16 protein-coding genes are annotated in these 19871 nt (G+C 71.3%); 9 read left to right on the plus strand and 7 right to left on the minus strand.

Annotated features, from left to right (window positions below; genetic code table 11):
* Nucleotides 1–119 precede the first annotated feature (119 nt).
* The gene (locus BLR68_RS08360) at nt 120–4301 is read left to right on the plus strand and encodes an MSCRAMM family protein (RefSeq protein ID WP_018187280.1); all 4182 of its coding nucleotides are present in this window, start codon (nt 120–122) and stop codon (nt 4299–4301) included.
* A gap of 18 nt (nt 4302–4319) precedes the next feature.
* On the opposite strand, the gene BLR68_RS08365 is transcribed toward BLR68_RS08360, so the two are convergent.
* Entirely contained in the window at nt 4320–5870 is a 1551-nt protein-coding gene (locus tag BLR68_RS08365; protein WP_256335348.1) for a GMC family oxidoreductase, read from the minus strand.
* A 17-nt stretch (nt 5871–5887) separates the two neighbouring features.
* Complete coding sequence (locus BLR68_RS08370) at nt 5888–7264, minus strand: alpha/beta fold hydrolase (RefSeq protein WP_018187278.1); 1377 nt, start codon at nt 7262–7264, stop codon at nt 5888–5890.
* A 161-nt stretch (nt 7265–7425) separates the two neighbouring features.
* Between BLR68_RS08370 and BLR68_RS08375 the strand changes: the two genes are divergently transcribed.
* Nucleotides 7426–8319, plus strand: a complete 894-nt coding sequence (locus BLR68_RS08375; protein ID WP_018187277.1) for an SDR family oxidoreductase — start codon at nt 7426–7428, stop codon at nt 8317–8319.
* Between the two features lie 27 nt (nt 8320–8346).
* Here BLR68_RS08375 and BLR68_RS08380 read toward each other — a convergent pair whose 3' ends face one another.
* Complete coding sequence (locus BLR68_RS08380) at nt 8347–9921, minus strand: cellulase family glycosylhydrolase (RefSeq protein WP_026302899.1); 1575 nt, start codon at nt 9919–9921, stop codon at nt 8347–8349.
* A 132-nt stretch (nt 9922–10053) separates the two neighbouring features.
* On the opposite strand from BLR68_RS08380, the gene coaA reads away from it, so the two are divergent.
* Nucleotides 10054–11001 (plus strand): type I pantothenate kinase, encoded by a 948-nt coding sequence (gene coaA / locus BLR68_RS08385; RefSeq protein ID WP_018187275.1) that lies wholly within the window; start codon nt 10054–10056, stop codon nt 10999–11001.
* Between the two features lie 18 nt (nt 11002–11019).
* On the opposite strand, the gene BLR68_RS08390 is transcribed toward coaA, so the two are convergent.
* Nucleotides 11020–11475 (minus strand): VanZ family protein, encoded by a 456-nt coding sequence (locus tag BLR68_RS08390; RefSeq protein WP_018187274.1) that lies wholly within the window; start codon nt 11473–11475, stop codon nt 11020–11022.
* An 81-nt stretch (nt 11476–11556) separates the two neighbouring features.
* Nucleotides 11557–12051 carry a CAP domain-containing protein gene (locus BLR68_RS08395; RefSeq protein WP_018187273.1) on the minus strand — a complete coding sequence of 165 codons (495 nt, stop codon included), beginning with the start codon at nt 12049–12051 and terminating at the stop codon, nt 11557–11559.
* A 158-nt stretch (nt 12052–12209) separates the two neighbouring features.
* On the opposite strand from BLR68_RS08395, the gene glmS reads away from it, so the two are divergent.
* On the plus strand, nt 12210–14060 hold the full coding sequence (gene glmS / locus BLR68_RS08400) for a glutamine--fructose-6-phosphate transaminase (isomerizing) (protein ID WP_026302898.1): 1851 nt from the start codon (nt 12210–12212) through the stop codon (nt 14058–14060).
* 1 nt (nt 14061) lies between these two features.
* Here the strand turns inward: glmS and BLR68_RS18175 are convergent, their stop codons facing one another.
* Complete coding sequence (locus tag BLR68_RS18175) at nt 14062–14724, minus strand: hypothetical protein (protein ID WP_256335349.1); 663 nt, start codon at nt 14722–14724, stop codon at nt 14062–14064.
* Between the two features lie 222 nt (nt 14725–14946).
* Here BLR68_RS18175 and BLR68_RS08410 point away from each other — a divergent pair, with 222 nt between their 5' ends.
* Complete coding sequence (locus BLR68_RS08410) at nt 14947–16257, plus strand: UDP-glucose dehydrogenase family protein (RefSeq protein WP_018187270.1); 1311 nt, start codon at nt 14947–14949, stop codon at nt 16255–16257.
* Between the two features lie 28 nt (nt 16258–16285).
* On the opposite strand, the gene BLR68_RS08415 is transcribed toward BLR68_RS08410, so the two are convergent.
* On the minus strand, nt 16286–17098 hold the full coding sequence (locus tag BLR68_RS08415; protein ID WP_018187269.1) for a CPBP family intramembrane glutamic endopeptidase: 813 nt from the start codon (nt 17096–17098) through the stop codon (nt 16286–16288).
* 70 nt (nt 17099–17168) lie between these two features.
* Between BLR68_RS08415 and BLR68_RS08420 the strand changes: the two genes are divergently transcribed.
* From BLR68_RS08420 to tsaE, 4 genes are read left to right on the plus strand one after another with little or no spacing between them, the layout of a single operon-like run.
* On the plus strand, nt 17169–17789 hold the full coding sequence (locus tag BLR68_RS08420; protein WP_018187268.1) for an arsenate reductase/protein-tyrosine-phosphatase family protein: 621 nt from the start codon (nt 17169–17171) through the stop codon (nt 17787–17789).
* A gap of 53 nt (nt 17790–17842) precedes the next feature.
* The gene (locus tag BLR68_RS08425) at nt 17843–18199 is read left to right on the plus strand and encodes a holo-ACP synthase (RefSeq protein ID WP_018187267.1); all 357 of its coding nucleotides are present in this window, start codon (nt 17843–17845) and stop codon (nt 18197–18199) included.
* Nucleotides 18200–18222: 23 nt separating this feature from the next.
* Complete coding sequence (gene alr / locus BLR68_RS08430) at nt 18223–19338, plus strand: alanine racemase (protein WP_018187266.1); 1116 nt, start codon at nt 18223–18225, stop codon at nt 19336–19338.
* Nucleotides 19335–19838 (plus strand): tRNA (adenosine(37)-N6)-threonylcarbamoyltransferase complex ATPase subunit type 1 TsaE, encoded by a 504-nt coding sequence (tsaE, locus tag BLR68_RS08435; protein ID WP_018187265.1) that lies wholly within the window; start codon nt 19335–19337, stop codon nt 19836–19838. The genes alr and tsaE overlap by 4 nt, the downstream gene beginning before the upstream one ends.
* Nucleotides 19839–19871 lie beyond the last annotated feature (33 nt).

Here is a 19871-nt window from a genome sequence, read left to right on the forward strand (position 1 = left end):
TCGGCGGGATGACGCGGTGTTGGCGGGTGTCTGCCGCTTCTGTCATGCTGAGCGCGAGGAGCCCGACGGCGGGGTCCCGGGGAAGTCGGGCGCTGGGGTGCTCGAGGGGGAGTACACGCATGCGCAGTCGGCGCCGTCTTTTCGCGCGCGGATCGGCCGTCCTGGCCGTCTGGGCGATCCTGGTGGGCGGGCTTGCGTCCGCTCCCGCTGCCATCGCGGCCGAGCCCGCGGCATCCGCCACCGCCGAGCGCACCGTCGTGGTCGACCCGTCCGGCACGGTCGTTGCCTCCGCTGATGACGCCGCGCCGACGACGGATGCCGGTGCCCCCGCTGACCCGAGGCGCGACGACCGCGCCCGTCCCGGCGACGCGAAGAAGAGCGCGGCGAGCCTCCGCGCCGAGAACAAGCTGGCGACCTCGGGCACGGCATCCATCTCGGGAACGGTCACCGACACAGCGAAGGCCCCCCTCAAGGGGATCACCGTCACGCTGTACCAGGACTTCGGGGACGACGGATCGAGCCCCGCGGGCGACACCACGACGAATGCCGCCGGTGCCTTCACGTTCGCGAAGCTGCCCGCCGGGCGGTTCACGCTGCGCTTCACCGATGAGGCCGGCAAGCACGTCGGTCAGTGGTTCGGTGGCGCCGAGAGCCTGTGGGGAGAGCCGGTCTGGTTCGCCGTCGCGCCCGGTGCGAAAGTCACCGGAAAGAACGCGCGGCTCGCGCTCGGCAGCAGCATCGCCGGATCGGTGCGCGGTCCCGACAACGTCGCCGTCGCGGATGCGTTCGTCCAGCTCTTCATGTGGAACGCGGAGTGGGCGGATTGGGAGGATGTCGGTGGGACGTCCACCGACTCCCACGGCGCCTATCGGCTCACCGGCCTCCGCGCGGGGAAGTACACCCTGTACGTGCAGAGCGCATTCGGCTCCGACCTGCAATCGGAATGGTGGAACGACGCGACCTCGCAGAAGGCGGCGACCCGGATCGCCGTCAGCGCCGGAAAGTCCATCACCGGGCTGCGCACCACCCTGGCGCTCGGTGCCTCGCTGGCAGGACGCGTCACGACCAGCACGGGCGCTGCGGTCTCGGCGTCCATCACGATCTACCAGCGCGTCAACGGACAGTGGGAGTACGTCGACTCGCCGTGGGTCGCCGACGACGGTACCTTCCGCGCCAGCGGGCTCAGCGCCGGCGACTACACGTTCTCGGTCGAGCCCGACCCGTCATCCGGTCTGACCGTCACGTGGTGGGGAGGAGGGCACCGCGAGAAGGACGCCAAAGTCATCACGCTGGCCGACGGCGCTGCCAAGAAGGGCCTGAACCTCGTCCTCACCTGGGGAGCAACGCTCTCGGGCACGGTGACCGGCGGTGGCAAAGCCCTCGCCGGCGCCACTGTGGCGCTCTACTCGGCGTCGAAGACCAGCGCCGACGACTCCGAATGGGTGGCCGAGACGACCACCGGGGCCGACGGTCGGTACCGGCTCGTCGGCATCCGAGCCGGCACGTACACGCTCCACTACGAGCCGCCCACCGGAACCAACCTGATGGGCGAGTGGTGGAAGGATGCCGCCAGCGCCGAGACGGCGACCCGCGTCGACATCGCGAAGAGCGGCGCGCGGACCGAGTTCGACGCCACGCTCAGCCTCGGCTCGAAGATCGAGGGCGTCGTCCGCGGCGACGGCGGCAAGGCTGTGGCAGCGAACGTCGCGCTCTACAGCGTGGAACGATCCGCCGAAGAGGGCACCGTCCGCCAGGAGATCGCCTCGGTCGTGACCCGGGCCAATGGAACGTTCTCGTTCGGAGGCCTCGCGGCAGGCACGTACACGCTCCGGACCTCGGTCGAGAAGGGCACCTACGCGACCGAATGGTGGGACGACCGCGGCTCCGAATACACGGCGAAGACGATCACGCTCGGGACGAAGAAGAGCGTCACCGGACTCGTCGTCACCCTGGCGCGCGCTGCCGTGCTGGGCGGTGCGGTGACCGATGAGAGCGGGGACCCCGTGGCATCCGCCACCGTGGACGTCTTCGTCGGAACGGACCGCGAATTCCTCACTCAGGCGACGACAGACGGCGACGGACGTTGGCGGGTGGGCGGGTTGCGCGCCGGCACCTACACCCTGCACATGCAGGCTCCCGAGGGCAGCGGCCTGGTGCCGCAGTACTGGCGAGGCGCACTGGAGTGGGAGGACGCGAGCGGGGTGAAGCTCTCGAGCGGTCAGTCCCGCACCGACCTCGACGTCGAGCTGCGTCTCGGCGGGACGATCTCGGGCGCCGTCACCGGTCCCGGCGATCGCGCGGTCGCGGGGGTGACGGTGCGCGCGCTCCAGTGGGTCGACGGCGGGTGGTCGTCGGCCACCGAAACCACGACCGACCGTGCCGGCCGGTACGTCCTCGTGGGACTGCCCGGTGGGCGGTACACGGTTGAGTTCGCGCCGGACAACGACAGTGAACTCGGCGCCCAGTGGTGGAAGGGCGCCTGGCGTCACGCCGAGGCGACCACCTTCGAGGTCGCCTACGGAGCGAAGATCACCGGAATCGATGCGCGTCTGGTCACCGGCGCGACCGTCGGAGGTACGGTCACGAATGCGCAGGGCACCCCTGTTGCCGACGTCAGTGTCAGCGTCGGAGTCGGCAACAGCCGGCGGTGGGCGCATACCGACAAGAAGGGTGCTTGGCGGATCTCCCAGCTCGACGCCGGCACCTACACGCTCTTCTTCGAACGTCCCGAGGGCAAGAACCTCGTATCGGAGTGGTGGAAGAACGCCGCGACCGAGGCCGCGTCGACGCCGATCCAGGTGAAGGCAGCCTCGCGCACCCTCACCTTCAACGCCTCACTGGATGCCGGCAGCACGATCATCGGCAAGGTCACGGACGCCAAGGGTGCAGGAGTCAGCTCGGTGCGCGTCGTCTACACCTCGCGCCCCTCGAGCCAGCCGGCGAACGAGAACGAGGTCGAGACCAGGCCCGACGGAACCTATCGGATCGACGGTCTGCGCGCCGGCTCGTACGACGTCGAGTTCCGCCCGGCGGATGACGTGAACCTCGTCGGCGAGTGGTGGCGCGACGCGATCGATCGCAGCGCGGCGACCGCGGTCGTGGTCGGGACGAAATCCACCGTGAAGGGGATCGATGCATCCCTCGCCGCAGGCGGTGCACTCTCGGGTCGGGTCACCGATGCCGACGGCAAGCCGCTGGCAGAGGCCGTCGTCTTCGTCGTCGACCTCGACACGCGCCGCTGGTCGGATGCCTCGACATCGCGGAACGGGACGTGGACCATCCGCTCGCTGCCCGCGGGTACCTACCGGGTGCAGTACCTCGCACCCTACGGTGTCAACGCGGTCGGCCAGTGGTGGAAGGGCGCGACGACGATCGACGCCGCGGCCACCGTGACTGTGGCGGACGGCAAGACGGTGCGTGGACTCGACGCCCGGCTCGCCCGCGGCGGCACGATCAGGGGCGTCGTGACGGGACCCGGCGGTGCACCGGTTGCCGATGCCGAGATCGCCGTGTCCCGCGGCGGGGAGATCATCGCTTGGGCCCAGACGGATGCCGGCGGCTCATACGCGGTCACGGGACTCGAAGACGCGACTTACACGCTTCGCGTCCGCCCCGCCCCCGGATCCGACTTGGCCGAGCGCTGGTGGAAGGCGAAAGCTCCCGGCGCGAAGCCCACCACGCTGAAGATCGCGAAAGCGAACGAGATTCGTGACATCGACGTCGCCCTGGTGCCGGGCGCGAAGATCACGGGCACGCTCCGCGCCGCGTCGGGCACACCGCTCGCCGGCGCGTACGTCGAGGCCTATCGACAGGGTGACGGCGACGGGGAGCGGGTGGCCGAGGCGAGCACCGACACGGCCGGCTCCTACACGCTGCCGGGGTTGGCCGCCGGCACGTACGCGGTGAAGTTCACGTACGAGGACGGCACCGACTCGCGGGTCGTCTGGTGGGGCGGAAAGCCGACCGCCGAGACCGCCCGGACGATCACGGTGACGAAGGCCGTCGCGATGCCCGGCCACAACGCCACGCTGCCGCGCGGGCTCGACTCCGGGACGCTCGTCCTCTCGGGCGCACCGCGCGTGGGGTCAACCTTGAGGGCGGCGACGGCGTCGTGGCCGAAGGGGACGCACTTCCTGTACCGGTGGTGGGTCGGCGGCGATCGCGTCGACACCGCGACCGGGCGGACCCTGAAGCTCACCGCCGCGCACCGCGGATCGTCGGTCACCCTCGAGGTCGTCGCATGGGGGACGGGCACCAGTGCGGTCGAGCGGATGGTGTGGATGGACGAACCGATCCGCTGACCGCCCGCCGACCCCGCGTCAGCGGGCGGCGAGCATGAGGTCGGCGGTCCGCAGCGCGAGCGCCATCTGGGTCAACGCCGGGTTCGCCGTGAGCGCGCTCGGGAACGTCGAGTTGTCGCAGATCCAGAGGTTGTCGACTTCGTGGGACCGACCGGATGCGTCCACGACGCTGTCCTCGGGATCGTCGCCCATGCGCGCGGCGCCCAGGGTGTGGGCTGTCCGCTGGGTGACGCGCGTGCTGCGTGCGCCGGCCGCCCGCAGGATCCGCTCCATCACGTCGATGCCGTGCCGGTCGATGGCCCGCTCGTTGTCGCCCTGCGAGAACGAGACCTCGGCCCGCGGCATTCCGTCCTCGGCGAGCTCATCGCTGAGGGTCAGGGCGTTGCGGTCGTCGGGCAGACACTCGCCGTTCATGCCGATGCCCGCGCTGAAGGGGTACTCGCTCATGGCCGACATGAGGTCGTCGCCCCACAGACCCGCCCCACGGACGAGCTGCGTGCCGAAGTTGAGCGGCATGACGCCGAGGCTCTGCAGCAGGTAGCCGCCGACGAATTCGGCATTCTCGGGACGCACGAAGTCCTCGCTGATGATCGACGACGGGTACCCGCGGTAGCCGCGGATCGGCTCGTCGAACCTGCCCCACACCTGTACGCCGCCGTGCGCCATGAACCCGCGACCCACGACGCCGTTCGCGTTGCCGACGCCCGTGTGCAGCAGCAGGCGAGGCGTCTCGACGCCGCCCGCTGCGAGCACGAGGGCCGCACACCGCTGCCGGTGGTCGGTGCCGCCGGAGCGGTAGACAACGGCCGTGACCTTGCCCGAGGCATCCCGTTCGATGCCGTGGACGAACGCGTCGGCGCGCACCTCGGCTCCGGCGGCCACAGCAGCCGGCAGGTAGGTGTTCGCCGTCGTCGCCTTCGCGCCGAAGCGGTCGCCCTGGTGGATGTCACCGTTGTCGAGCGTCGTTGAGCGGAGGCCATGGTGCGGCTGGTCGCGGTCGCGGGTGAGGATCGCCGCCGGGCCGTCGGTCGCGGTGATGCCGAGCGCCTCGCAGCCGCGGATCATCACGTCGGACGAGCCGTTCCGCCGCACGGGCGGGTACGCGTACGAGCGAGCCGGGTCCCAAGGGTAGTGCGCAGGGCCACTCACACCGATGTCGGATTCGACCCGTTCGATGTAGCGGATCAGCTCGGCGTGATCGATCGGCCAGTCGCGTCCCTGACCCGTGTCGGTGCGTAGGCGCAGGTCGCGGGCGTCGGGACGCGGCGTGAACGCTCCCCAGTGCAGCGTGCTGCCGCCCACGCCGAACCCGCTGTTGTTGGGTCCGAACGCCGTCGGGTCGTCGCCGCCGCTCAAGCGCTCGGACATCCAGTTGATCTTCGTGGACTCGAGCTCGTCCGGCGTGAACTCGCTCGGCGAGAAGTCCGGACCGGCCTCGAGGGCCACGACCCGCATCCCCGCCTCGGCGAGACGCGCGAGCAGGGGAGCGCCACCGGCACCCGTCCCCACCACGACGACGTCGACGACCTCGTCCAGATCGAACCTCTGCATGCCCGGGTGATCTGTCACCCGGCGATGATCGCCGGTCACGCGGCATCCTCCACCACTGTCTGGCCGAGCTCGCTCGGCTCCCATGTCTCTCGTTCGCCCGTCGCGATGGTCGCCCATCCCGCCGGACGCGGGCCGGTCCCACCGACCGCGAAGCCGTCGAACCCGATGCGCGCCAGCGACGCGGGGTGCGCCAGCCACATGCGCAGCAGGTCGTTGCGCGCATCCTCGAACCACGAGCGGATGCCGTCGGTCCCGAGGCCCGCCGCGTCGATGCCGTCGGTGATCAGCCGCACGATCAGGCTCCGCTGCGCGGTCACCTCGCTCGGCCATACGGCGGCGATCGCGTCGAGCCCCAGGCCGTAGGCGACCGGGTCGGCGGGGGAGCCCACCGGGCGCCAGCCGTCGGTGCCGCCCTCGGCGAGCATGTCGTCGATGCGGACGGCGAGGTCGATCGTCCCGCCCTCGCCCTGCGGCACGAGGAGCGCCGCGAGCGCACGCAACGTCTCGACCTGCGCACGGTTCAGTGTGCGGGGGGCGCGGTCGCGGTCGTCCACGAGAGCCCGCTGCGCGAGCGTCCGTCGCACCGCGACGTCGACGCGCGACGACGCGATGACGCGTCCCCACTCCGGCGGCACCACGGGAGCCGCGGCGCGGATCGCCTGCCACGTCTCGGCGAGCACCGCCGCGACCCGCTCCGGAGCCTCGTACGGCAGCAGATGGCCGACACCCGGCATCCGCTCGACGCGGGCACGCGGGTACACATCGGTCACGAGATCGGGCTGCGCGTCGGCGCCGAGCGCCTCGTCGTCCTCGCCCGCGAGCACCACGACGGGCAGGTCGAGCACGCCCACGAGGCGCGTCGCGTCCTCGAGGCTGCCCGCGGTCAGCCAGTCACGCCAGGCGGATGCCGGCTGGCGCACGACGGCATCGATCGCCGCGTCGTGCAGATCGGCGGCGAGCGGGGCGGCGACGTTCGCGGCGACGAAAGCCTCGGCATCCGCTCGCGACAGGTGCTCGCCCTGCGCGGTCGCGAGCATGTCGGCGCGCTTGTCGTCGGGCATCGGCTCGGGAGTCGGGGGAGAGGGGGCCAGCAGGACCGCGCCCATCAGCCCGAACACCGGCTCGGTGCCGGCGAGAACGCGCGTCATGACACGGGCGGCGACCTTGCCGCCGAGGCTGTGCCCGCACACGAGGAACGGGCCGCCGTCGGCCTCGGCCGCGATCCGCTCGAGCGCCGTGTCGGCGAGGTCGTCGACGGATGCCGCGCGCCCCCGGTCGAGCAGGTCGATCCCCACGACGCGCAGCCGCGGATCGGCTGCCGCCGCGATGGCGCCGGCAGAGGCGGCATCCAGTCCCAGTCCCGGAAGGAAGAAGACGGTGCACTCGTGAGGGGGGTTCGCAGCGCTCGGCACGCGTCAACCCTAGGAACGCGGATCGTCGGGACCGACTGCTTGCGCACCGGTCGAGGAGATGCGATGATCGCGCGCTCCACTGCCCCGGCACTGCACTGCACTGCCGACGCTGCTCCCGCAAGGGGGTGAAGGGATGCCGCCTCCCGACCTACCGTGGCGGGATGACCGACCAGTACACGTTCGACAACCCCGTCACGCGCTACGCACGCGTGGAGCCGCCGGTGCAGCACCAGCCCGAGCCCGGCATCCAGGCGCGGATGACCCCGGTCCCCGACCTGGGCGAGAGCACCTACCGCGGCACGGGACGTCTGCAGGGACGCAAGGCACTGGTCACCGGGGGCGACTCGGGCATCGGAGCGGCGGCAGCGATCGCGTTCGCCCGCGAAGGTGCTGACGTCGTCATCGTCCACCTCCCCGACGAGCAGGAGGACGCCGACCACGTCCTGCAGATCATCGCCGACGCCGGCGTGCGCGGGCACTCGATCGCGGCCGACCTCACCGACCGCGCGCAGTGCCGCGAACTCGTCGCCGAGGCGGCGGAGTTCCTCGGCGGCATCGACATCCTCGTCAGCAACGCCGGCAAGCAGGTCGCCGTCGAGCGCATCGAAGACCTCTCCGACGAGCAGTTCAGCGAAACGTTCGAGACGAACGTGTTCGCCTTCTTCTGGATCGTGAAGGCCGCCCTCGTCCATATGCCCGCCGGTGCATCCATCATCAGCACGGCGTCGCTCGAGGCCTACAAGCCCGCACCCGACCGCCTCGACTACGCCGCGACCAAGGCGGCGGTCAACAACCTGTCGAAGGGTCTCGCGCAGCAGCTGGCGCCCCGCGGCATCCGCGTCAACGTCGTCGCGCCGGGCCCGGTCTGGTCGGCGCTGCAGGTGAGCGACGGCGTCTCGGACGAGCAGATGCGCGCGTTCGACGAGGAGAACGAGTACAAGCGGGCCGGCCAGCCCGCCGAGATCGCTCCCGCGTTCGTGTTCCTCGCGTCGGCCGAATCGAGCTACGTCTCGGGCGAGACCCTCAACGTCAACGGCGGCATGGTCACGCCCTGACCGTCAGTCCGGCCGCGCGCTCGGGCGCTAGCGGGTGACCGAGAGCGACAGCACGGGCTTGGCCGGCGGCTTCGAGGCGTTCAGGATCGCCCCGACCTCGACCCGGGCGCCCTGCGAGAGGTTCGCCACGCCCCACTCGGTGCCCGAGCAGGCAACTCGAGCACTCGCGGTGCCGGGCTTCGTGACGCGGCAGGCCATGCCCCACGCGCTGTCGGCTCCCGTCGCGCCGGGGGAGGCCCAGGAGGCGGTCCAGGCCTTCACCTTCGCGCTCGAGGACGCGGTGAGGGCGAGGGCGACCTGGTACTTGCCGGGCCACGCGCTCGACACTGTGAGCGTCGCCGAGACGCCGTTGGACGAGGCGCTCGACGACTGCCCGACCGTCGGCGGCGGGGTGTTCCCCGGCTGCGACGGCTGCGGCGACGGCTGCGGAGGCAGCGGCGCCGGTGCCGGTGCGGGAGCGGCCGGGTAGGCGACCTTCTTCGGCGTCAGGATCGGCTTCAGCGCGGCGAGCTTGTCCTTGTCGCGGGTGACCCAGTCGTCCTTGAGCAGACCGCCCGTGTCGCCGCTGTTCGGGTTGAACGACCAGTACGCCCAGCCGAGACCGCGGTCCTTGATGTAGCCGACGAGCTTCGCGAGCCACTTCTTGTCGGACGACGTCTGCAGTTTCGTGCCGAACTCCCCGATCAGGACGGGGGCGATCTTCTTCGACGCGATGTAGCCCCAGTTGCTCTCCCACACGCCGGGGAGGTTGGCGGGGTAGTCGGCGTTGTGGAACCACGGCTGGTCCGAGATCGACGAGGGGTACTCGTGAGGGGAGTACACGACCCGGTTCTTCACCTTCAGGGTGACCGGCTTCTTCGCGACGCCGCGGAGGTTCCCGCCCCACCACGTGGCGCTGCCGTCGGGACCGTTCTGGACGCCCTCGACGATGACGAGCAGATGCGGGTTCACATCGAGCACGGCGTTGCCAGCACGGACGGCGGCCGCCTGCCAGTCGCGCGAGCGGTCACCGCACCCCCAGCACGCCGCGCCCCGGGGCTCGTTGTGCAGGTCGACGCCGATCACGGTGGAGTTGTTCCGGTACCGCTGCGCGAGCATCTTCCAGTCGGAGATCCACCGCTTCTCGGAGTACTGCGGGGTGTACCAGAGCTCGGACTGCGCATCGGTCCCCGGGCGGTGACGGTCGAGGATGACCCGGATGCCGTAGGCACGCGCCGTCGCGACGACGGCATCCATGATCTTCAGCGGCGAGGCCGTCGCGAGCGTCGGATTCAGTGCCTGGCTCACCGAGTTGGCCGTCTTGCGGGTGAGGCACTCGTTGGCGAAGGGCAGCCGGATCGTGTTGAAGCCCATCCCCGCGATCTGCGCCATGCCCTGCTTCAGCGAAATCGACCACAGTCCGTGCGGCGCGCAGGTGTCGGTCTCCATGCCGAACCAGGACGTCGCCTTGACGGTGAAGGTCGCACCCGTGGCGGCGACCTGGATCTTCGCGCCGCTCGTGCGCAGCCACTGGGCGGTCGCCGCGTCGGCGGGCGCCGCGGGCACGGTGAGGGATGCCGTCAGCACCACTGCGGCAAGGACCGCCAGGACACGTCGCAGCATCGAAAACCTCTGGTGAGAGCGGCTGAACGGCCGCGGGTGGACATCGATGCTCAGCGTACGGTACGCGCGCCCGCGACGCTGGCCCGCCTCCGCACGCGGGGGCACCCGCCGGGGCGGACTAGAGTTGCGGCAATGTCCCCCGATGAGACGCCGACGACCATCGACTCGCTGTACCGCGAGATCCCCCGTGCCGAATGGGCGCGCATGGCCGCCGGCATGGAGCAGCCCCTCACCGAGACCGAGGTCGTGCAGCTGCGCGGCATCGGCGACCGCCTCGACATCACCGAGGTGCGGGAGGTCTACCTTCCCCTCAGTCGGCTGCTGTCCCTGTACGCCTCAGCCACCAAGCGACTCGGCGCCGACACCGCCGGCTTCGTCGGTGAGGAGGATGCGACGACACCGTTCATCGTCGCCGTGGCCGGATCCGTGGCCGTCGGGAAATCCACGGCAGCCCGTCTGCTGCGCGAACTGATGAGCCGGTGGCCCGGCACGCCCCGTGTCGAACTCGTCACGACCGACGGGTTCCTCTACCCCAACGCCGAGCTCGAACGGCGGGGGATCATGGACCGCAAGGGTTTCCCCGAGTCCTATGACCGCCGCGCGCTCGTGGAGTTCCTCGTCGCCGTGAAGTCGGGCGAGCCCGAGGTTCGGGCGCCCTACTACTCGCACATGCGGTACGACATCATCCCCGATGCGCAGGTGACGGTCCGCCGCCCCGACGTGATCATCGTCGAGGGCCTGAACGTGCTCGCGTCGGCTCCGAACCCGCACGACATCGCCGTCAGCGAGCTGTTCGACTTCTCCATCTACGTCGACGCCGACGTGACGCACATCGAGCAGTGGTACGTCGAGCGGTTCCTCGCCCTCCGCGAAGCCGCCTTCTCGAACCCGAACTCGTTCTTCAAGGTCTTCGCCGACATCTCCGACGACGAGGCCGTCTCGCTCGCCCTCGGTTTCTGGAACGACATCAACCTGCCGAACCTGCGCGAGAACGTCGAGCCCACGCGGCACCGCGCGAAGCTGGTCCTCCAGAAGGGCGCGAACCACACGGTCGAGACGGTCCGGCTCCGCAAGCTCTGACCGCGCCCGGCCGGTGGCTCAGCGGCGTCTGACCCGCTGCCACACGGCGAGGCCCAGCATCCCGACACTGGCGCCGGTCACGTTCGCGACGATGTCGAGCACGCTCGGCACCCGGGCCTGCAGGACGAGCGCCTGCGTGCACTCGATCGTCACCGTCGCCACGAGGGCGATCGGCAGCACGAGTTCCTTCGCGCCGCGGAGGATCAGCGGCAGCAGCACCCCGAACGGGACGAACAGGGCCACGTTCGCCGCGAACTCCACCCGGGGGCGCGTGATCGCCGGCAGTCGGCGCGACAGCGCGTCGATCACGGGAGCCACGCCGGCGTCGACGGGCGTCGGCCAGAACGCGATGACCGCCAGCACCAGCACGTACCCGGCCAGCACGAGGACCGGGGCGGTGGTCGACGCCCGCCGGTGCTTCGGCGGCAGCGGCGGCTTCGGCGGAATCTGCGGCGGCGGGACGGCGTCGGGCATCGGTCCTCCTCACGGGACAGGACGCGACGCTGCGGTGGTCGACGAGTCTACGGCGCGAGCGGACGCCGCATCACCGCCGAGTCAGGAGGGGTAATACCCGAAGACCTGCGTGTAGAAGGGGAGGCCCTTCGACGAGCACGCCACGCCGATCCCGATGCGGTTGTACGACCCGAGGATGTTCGCGCGGTGTCCGGTGGATTTCATCCACGCGGGCGTGACCTTCGACGGCGCGTACCCGAAGGCGACGTTCTCGCCCGCCCTCGTCCAGCCCGACGGGATCTGCGACGAGTACTTCGGGTTGTGGCTCATCCTGTTGGCGGCGGCCTGCTTGCCCGACCAGGTGACGGCCACCTTCGACATGGCGGAGCTCAGAGTCAGCGCCTTCTTGCCGCCTGCCTTCCGTGCGGCGTTCACGTCGGTGAGGATGCGCTTCTGCACGGCGGCCTGGGTTGTCCCGGTGCACGAGGTCGACACCGCCGCCGAGGCGGCCCCGGCGGGCACGACGGCGAAGCCGAGGGCGAGGGCGGCCGTGAGGGCGAGCGCCGACCGTCGTCGGACGCGGGGGGATGCGGGCATGGGGGACTCCATCGTGTTGGGGGGCACGACCGTGCGGGGGACACGGTGCCTCATGGGTACCAAAGGATGCCGCGCCCGCCAAGTCCTTGCGCCCGGCGACGCGCCCGGTGCGGCGCCGCGCGGCGGAGTCCCAGTCGCCCGCGCCTAGCATGGAGCCCATGTGTGGAATCGTCGGATACGTGGGGCCTCGTGACAGTCAGGCCATCCTCCTCTCGGGTCTTGCCCGCCTCGAGTACCGCGGTTACGACTCCGCCGGTATCGCCGTGATCGACGCGGACGGCGACCTCGAGATGCGCAAGCGCGCCGGCAAGCTCCAGGTGCTGCGCGACGACCTCAGCGCCCACCCGATGGTGGACGGGACGACCGGCATCGGTCACACCCGCTGGGCCACGCACGGTGGACCGACCGACGTCAACGCGCACCCGCACCTCGCCGACGACGGCAAGCTCGCCGTCATCCACAACGGCATCATCGAGAACTTCGCCGAGCTGAAGGACGAGCTCCTCGCGGAGGGCTACACCTTCGTGAGCGAGACCGACACCGAGGTCGCCGCCGTCCTGCTCGGGCGCGAGTTCGCGGCATCCCACGACCTCGTGGCCGCCTTCCGCGCCGTCGTCGCCCGCCTCGAGGGCGCGTTCACGCTGCTCGCGATGCACCAGGACCAGCCCGGCCTCGTCGTCGGCGCTCGCCGCAACTCGCCGCTCGTGATCGGGCTCGGCGAGGGCGAGAACTTCCTCGGCTCCGACGTCGCCGCCTTCGTCGAGCACACCCGCAACGCGCTGGCCATCGGTCAGGACCAGATCGTCGCGATCACGCCCCAGGGCGTCGAGGTCACCGACTTCGCCGGTGGCGCCGTCGAGGTCGAACCGTTCGAGGTCGTGTGGGATGCCTCCGCCGCCGAGAAGGGCGGCTGGTCCTCCTTCATGGCCAAGGAGGTCTCGGAAGAGCCGGAGGCCGTCGCCAACACGCTGCGCGGGCGCCTCCACGACGGCGCCGTCGTCATCCCCGAGCTCGACGGGCTCGACGACCTGTTCGCCGGCATCCACCGTGTGATCGTCATCGCCTGCGGCACGGCCGCGTACGCGGGCATGGTCGGCAAGTACGCGCTCGAGCAGTGGACGCGCGTCCCCGTCGACGTCGAGCTCGCCCACGAGTTCCGCTACCGCGACCCGGTGATCGGCCCCGACACCCTCGTCGTCTCGATCTCGCAGTCGGGCGAGACGATGGACACGCTCATGGCCGTCAAGTACGCCCGCGAGCAGGGCGCCAAGACGCTGTCGATCTGCAACACCCAGGGAGCGACGATCCCGCGCGAGTCCGACGCGATCGTCTACACCCACGCCGGCCCCGAGGTCGCCGTCGCCTCGACGAAGGCGTTCGTCGCCCAGATCACGGCGCTGTACCTGCTGGCCCTCCACATCGGTCGCGTGCGCGGCTCGCTCTCGGCGGACGTCTCCCGTGACGCGGTCGCCCAGCTCGAGGCGATTCCCGCCGGCATCTCGCGTGTCCTCGAGACCGAGCAGGAGCACATCGAGCAGTTCGCCCGCTGGATGGGCGACACCCAGTCGGTGCTGTTCCTGGGTCGTCACGTCGGCTACCCGATCGCCCTCGAAGGTGCGCTCAAGCTCAAGGAACTCGCCTACATCCACGCCGAGGGCTTCGCTGCCGGCGAGCTCAAGCACGGCCCCATCGCGCTCATCGAGCCCGGCCAGGCGGTCTTCGTTATCGTCCCGTCGCCCCGCGCCTCGAGTGAGCTGCACAAGAAGGTCGTGTCGAACATCCAGGAGATCCGCGCCCGCGGTGCCCGCGTCATCGCCGTCGCCGAAGAGGGGGATGCCGCCGTCCTCCCGTTCGCGGACGAGGTCCTGCGCATCCCGCTCGCGGGTCCGCTGTTCGAGCCGCTGCTGGCGGTCGTGCCGCTGCACATCTTCGCGATGGGCCTCGCCACGGCGAAGGGTCTCGACGTGGATCAGCCCCGCAACCTCGCGAAGTCCGTCACCGTCGAGTGAGTCAGGCCGGGTCCTGGCCTCTGCCGGGACCATGGCCTCTGCCGGGACCGAACGACGCGCCGCGCGCCTCGTCGACCCACGCGCGCAGCTGCCACGGCGCGAAACGGAACAGCCGGGCCACGTCGGCCTCGGCATGGCCCGCTTCGAGGACGGCGGCGACGGCGAAGTCCTTCATGGACGAGAACTCCCGTCTCTCCAGCGGACCGGTGCGCAGGTCGCGGAAGCTGCGCAGCACCGGGGGCTGACCAGGAGCGACCGGACGTCCCGTCCGCTCGGGTGAGGCCGCCGGGGCGCCCTCGTAGGGCGCCGAGATCACGTAGCCCGGGGCCGGTGCGCGCGGCGCCGGCGGTTCGGGGGCCGGCGGTTGCTGCGCGGTAGGGGCGTAGGGCGCGTACGGCCACGGTTCGGGGGCCGGCGGTGGTGCCGAGGCCCGCGCGGCCGGTTCCGGTTCCCTGATCTCGGGTTCCCTGGTCTCGGGATCCCAGGGCGCGGGCATCTCGAGAGGTCGATATCCGGGTGGTGCTTCGGCCAGGAGGTGGGCTTCGGGCCAGAGCAGCGACGCGTCCTCGGGTGCCACCCGGTCGTCCGGGGTGTATCTGGGCGCGGGTGCGGGAGAGGGCTGGACGGATCCGCCCTCCGGAAGCCCTTCTGCGGAGGTGCTCACTGTGACGTCCTCTTCGGGTGAGGTGATGTCAGAACTCGGAAGTCGCGACGCGGCTGTCCGCCCACGATATCCATCCCGCCCCGGCGCGTCGAGGGTGATTCCGGCGCGGCGTCGATGGTTCCGGGAGTCTGAGCGACACAGGCGCGATAAGCGTCGGACACACCGATCTGGTACACAGATCGAGGCGCCTTCCATCCGGCGCTTCGACGAGGGGGACTCTTCATGCGACTGTCTGTCATCGGATGCGGTTATCTGGGCGCCGTGCACGCGGCCGCCATGGCATCGATCGGCCACGAGGTCGTCGGCATCGACATCGACGAGCGGAAGATCGCCACTCTCGCTGCCGGCGAGGCGCCGTTCTTCGAGCCCGGACTGTCCGAGATCCTCGCGGACGGGATCGCCTCGGGGCGACTGACGTTCACGACCGACTTCGCCGCCGCCGCCGGTGCTGCCGTCCACTTCGTCGGTGTCGGCACCCCGCAGGTCAAGGGCGGGTACGCCGCTGACCTCACCTACGTGAACGCAGCCGTCGACGCGCTCCTGCCCCACCTCTCCGAGGGGGACATCGTCGCCGGGAAATCGACCGTACCGGTGGGCACGGCGGCATCCCTCGCGCCTCGCATCACCGCCGCCGGCGCGACCCTCGTCTGGAACCCCGAGTTCCTGCGCGAGGGGTTCGCGGTGCAGGACACGGTCGACCCGGACCGCCTCGTGGCCGGAGTGCCGGCGGGGCCCGACGGCGAGCGGGCGACCGGCATCCTGCGCGAGGTGTATCACCCGTCGATCGCGAAGGGCACGCCCTTCATCGTGACGGACTACGCGACCGCCGAACTCGTCAAGGTGTCGGCGAACGCCTTCCTCGCCACGAAGATCAGCTTCATCAACGCGATGGCCGAGATCGCCGAGGTCGCCGGGGCCGACGTCACGATGCTCGCCGACGCCATCGGGCACGACGTGCGCATCGGCCGCCGCTTCCTGGGCGCCGGCATCGGTTTCGGCGGCGGATGCCTCCCCAAGGACATCCGCGCGTTCTCCGCTCGTGCCGAAGAGCTCGGCCGCGGTGAATCGGTCGCGTTCCTGCGCGAGGTCGACGACATCAACATGCGCCGCCGCGAGCGCGCCGTCGAACTCGTCGTTCAGGGCCTCGGCGGCAGCGTCCACGGCAAGAAGGTCACCGTCCTCGGCGCCGCGTTCAAGCCCTACTCCGACGACACCCGTGATTCGCCGGGTCTCGACGTCGCCGTCCGTCTGCACGGCCTGGGTGCGGTCGTCTCGCTCACCGATCCCGAGGCGATCGACAACGCCCGTCGTCAGCACCCGCAGCTCACCTACGTCGCCGATCGCGACGAGGCTCTCACCGGAGCCGACGCCGTGGTCCTCGTCACCGAGTGGGATGAGTACCGCCGTGACCTCACGCCCGAGCACGCCGCGAGCCTCGCCGCAGGGCGCGTCGTCGTGGATGGTCGGAACGCCTTCGACCCGGCCGCCTGGCGCGCCGCCGGATGGACCTACTACGGAATGGGTCGCCCCTGACAGGCGGTCCGGTCGCGGGCGGGTGGCGTCACTGGCCGGTCGCGACGACCGATCCGGCAGCGATCAGCAGCAGCATCGTCACGTTGTAGACGAGGTGCACGAGCACGGCACCCCAGATGCGTCCCGTCAAGATGACGAGAGTCGCGCACACGAGGCCGACCGCGCCCACCGAGATGGACTCGCTGAGCGGAAGCGACCCGTCGACGACGTGGATGAGGATGAAGCTCGCCGTCGAGACCAGGACCGCGGCGATCGCCGCTGACGCGCGGCCGACGGGGCGGCGCAGCAGCGAATAGACCGCGACGAGGATGACGGTGCGGAAGAAGAACTCCTCCACGACGGGCCCGACGAGCCCCGCCGGGACCGCATCGGTCCACAGCCAGTACGGCGTGAGCGTCGCGCGGGGGAACGGCTGCGACGCGGCATCCGTCACCCAGCCGTCGAGCACGCGCAGTGCGAGCCCGAGCGTGAGCGCGTAGACGAGGTCGGCCGGTCGGAACCGCAGCAGCCCGGCCGGACGTCCCCGGCGGAACGCGACCACGACCGGCGCGACCATCCCGACCCAGAGGATCGCGGTCGACGCCAGCGGCGCCCACGGGGAGCGCCACAGGAGGGTGACGAGCGATCCCGCGAAGATGGCGGCGCCGAGACTGACGAGCGCGACGATCAGCAGCCCGCCGTTCCACGTGCGGACGGCCGTTCCCCCCAGCCGCCAGTCGGTGCGGCGGCGCCGGCCGCGGCGGCGGTGCGGCTTCCCACCCGAGTCCGCTTCGAGCGCGGGATCGGGCGCCTCGGCGTCCGCGAGGGGGGACGGGTCGCCGTCGCTAAGCTGATCCTGCACGGGCCTACCGTATCGGGTGCCCGTCCGCGTCCCGTCGCGGGACCCCGTTCCGCCACGCAGAGGGCGCGGGATGAGCCGCGGCATCCGTCTCGAAGGGCTCCGCGTGATCCAGATCCTCACCGTCTGCACGGGCAACATCTGCCGGTCGCCGCTCGCCGCTCTCGTCCTGCAGCACCGCCTCGGGGATCTCGGCGTCGCCGCGACGAGCGCCGGTGTGCGCGCCCGACAGGGCGATCGGATGCCGCGCGAGGCCGTCGAGCTCGCCGTCGCCCACGGGGTGCCCACCGAGCAGATCGCGGGGCACGGATCGCGCTACCTCACCGAGGCGCTGCTGCGCGAGCCCGACCTCGTCCTCGCGATGGATCGCGACCACCGCCGCGCGATCGTCGAGCTCGCCCCGGCGAAGCTGCGGACCGCCTTTACGATCCGCGAGTTCGAGCGCCTCGCCGCCGCGACGTCCGACGACGCGATCCGGGCCGGCGCAACCGGCGACGACCCTCGCGACCGGCTGCGCGGCGCGCTCGCCGTCCTCGCCGGGCAGCGGGGTCTCGTCCTCCCGCCCGTCGACCCGACCGACGACGACGTCGTCGACCCGTACGGCCGCTCCCGCGAGACGTACGCCCGCTCGGACGCGCAGCTCTCGCCCGGCCTCGACGCCGTCGAACGCGTCGTGCGGCTCGCCGTCGGCTGAGCCGCGCCCGATATCCTGATCTGATGCCGCAGCGCGCGGCGACAGGAGGCGGGATGATCATCGGAATCGGTGTCGACCTCGTCGACATCCCGCGGTTCGAGCGCTCGATCGAGCGCACGCCGAAGCTCATGACGCGGCTGTTCACGGCATCCGAGCAGACCCTCAAGCCCCACTCGCTCGCGGCTCGCTATGCCGCGAAGGAGGCGCTCATCAAGGCGCTCGGCGGATCCGAGGGCGTGCACTGGACCGACATCGAGGTGGCCTCCGAGCCTTCGGGCCGCCCCGTCTTCGCCCTGTCCGGCGAGACCGCAGCCACGGTCGCGAGCCGCGGCATCGCCACGGTCCACCTGTCGCTCTCGCACGACGCGGGACTCGCGACGGCGTACGTGATCGCGGAGTCCGGCGCATGACCAGGATGCCCGTCCCTCACCGGATGCCGGAGGGCGTCGCCCGCGAAGCGGTGATCGACGTCGGCGCGATCGAACACAACGTCCGCCACCTTGCAGGGCTCACCGAGTCCGAGGTCATCGCCGTGGTCAAGGCCGACGGGTACGGTCACGGCGCGGAGCGCTCCGGTCGTGCGGCGCTGGCCGGGGGAGCGGCGCGTCTCGCGGTCGCCGACATCCCCGAGGCTCTCCAGTTGCGGGATGCCGGGATCGACGCGCCCGTGCTCGCGTGGCTGCACGCGCCGGGCACCGATTTCGCCGCCGCCGCCGCCGCGCACATCGAGCTCGGCGTCTCGAGTCTCGAGCAGCTCCGCGCCGCCGCGCGCGCCGGGTCGACCGATCGTCCGGTGACCGTGCAGCTCAAGGTCGAGACGGGCCTCGGCCGCAACGGCATCGCCCCCGCCGACTACGGCGCAGTCTTCGCCGAAGCGGCGGAATACGAGCGTCAGGGCGTCATCCAGGTGCTCGGCATCTTCAGCCACCTCTCCAACACGTCGTCCGACGACGACCGCACGGCGCTCTCGCGCTTCACCGTCGCCCAGGCCGCCGCCGAGTCCGCCGGTCTCCGGCCGCGGCTGCGCCACATCGCCGCCTCGCACGCCGCCATCGGCCTGCCCGAAGCGCGGCTGGGCTGCGTCCGCCTGGGGGTCGCGATCTACGGGCTGTCACCGTTCGAGGACCGGTCGTCGGCCGACCTCGGTCTCCGCCCCGCCATGACCCTCCGCGCGTCCGTCGCCGCCGTCCGCCGGGTGCCCGCGGGCCAGGGCGTCTCGTACGGCTACCTTCACCGCACCGAGCGCGAGTCGACGCTCGCGCTCATCTCGATCGGTTACGCCGACGGCGTGCCGCGCGCGGCATCCGGCGCGGGTCCCGTCTCGATCGGTGGACGCTCGTTCCCCGTCGCCGGCCGGATCGCGATGGACCAGTTCGTCGTCGACGCGGGCGACGAGCCCGTGCAGGTGGGCGACGAGGCCGTGCTCTTCGGCGACCCGGCCACGGGCGTGCCGTCCGCGACCGACTGGGCCGACGCGGCGAGCACCATCAACTACGAGATCGTCACGCGCATCGGCCCGCGCGTCCCGCGACGGGAGGTACGGTCGTGACCGGCATCGAGCAGTTCGAGGGGCGTCGCGAGATCGCCTCGCCGGACGACATGGAGGCCCTCGGCCGCGAGCTCGGCGCCGTCCTGACCGCCGGCGACCTGATCGTGCTGACCGGTCCGCTCGGGGCGGGCAAGACGACCCTCACCCGCGGGATCGGTGCGGGTCTCGGCATCCGCGGTCCCGTGCAGAGCCCCACGTTCGTCATCGCGCGCACGCACCCGTCCGAGGTCGGCGGCCCGCCGCTCGTGCACGTCGACGCCTACCGGCTCGGTTCGCCCGCCGAGCTCGACGACCTCGGCCTCGACCCCGACAACGCCGTCACGATCGTCGAGTGGGGGCGCGACATGGTCGACGGGCTCGTCGACACATGGTGGGAGCTCGAGATCGAACGCGGGTGGAGCGGCACCGGCGTCGACAACGCCTGCGGCACCACCGGCCATTACGCCGCCGAGCTCGAGGACGCCGCTCCGCGCATCGTGACGGTCACGCGCCGCCCCTGACGCCGCTCGGCCGCCGCCCGCCCGGATACCCTT

The organism is Microbacterium sp. 77mftsu3.1 (assembly GCF_900100525.1).
Taxonomy (GTDB): Bacteria; Actinomycetota; Actinomycetes; order Actinomycetales; family Microbacteriaceae; genus Microbacterium; species Microbacterium aquilitoris.

Coding starts and splice junctions, on each gene's coding strand:
- BLR68_RS08360 (WP_018187280.1), top strand. CDS start 120: ATGCGCAGTCGGCGCCGTCTTTTCGCGCGCGGATCGGCCGTCCTGGCC.
- BLR68_RS08375 (WP_018187277.1), top strand. CDS start 7,426: ATGACCGACCAGTACACGTTCGACAACCCCGTCACGCGCTACGCACGC.
- BLR68_RS08380 (WP_026302899.1), bottom strand. CDS start 9,921: ATGCTGCGACGTGTCCTGGCGGTCCTTGCCGCAGTGGTGCTGACGGCA.
- coaA (WP_018187275.1), top strand. CDS start 10,054: ATGTCCCCCGATGAGACGCCGACGACCATCGACTCGCTGTACCGCGAG.
- BLR68_RS08390 (WP_018187274.1), bottom strand. CDS start 11,475: ATGCCCGACGCCGTCCCGCCGCCGCAGATTCCGCCGAAGCCGCCGCTG.
- BLR68_RS08395 (WP_018187273.1), bottom strand. CDS start 12,051: ATGCCCGCATCCCCCCGCGTCCGACGACGGTCGGCGCTCGCCCTCACG.
- glmS (WP_026302898.1), top strand. CDS start 12,210: ATGTGTGGAATCGTCGGATACGTGGGGCCTCGTGACAGTCAGGCCATC.
- BLR68_RS08410 (WP_018187270.1), top strand. CDS start 14,947: ATGCGACTGTCTGTCATCGGATGCGGTTATCTGGGCGCCGTGCACGCG.
- BLR68_RS08420 (WP_018187268.1), top strand. CDS start 17,169: ATGAGCCGCGGCATCCGTCTCGAAGGGCTCCGCGTGATCCAGATCCTC.
- BLR68_RS08425 (WP_018187267.1), top strand. CDS start 17,843: ATGATCATCGGAATCGGTGTCGACCTCGTCGACATCCCGCGGTTCGAG.
- alr (WP_018187266.1), top strand. CDS start 18,223: ATGCCGGAGGGCGTCGCCCGCGAAGCGGTGATCGACGTCGGCGCGATC.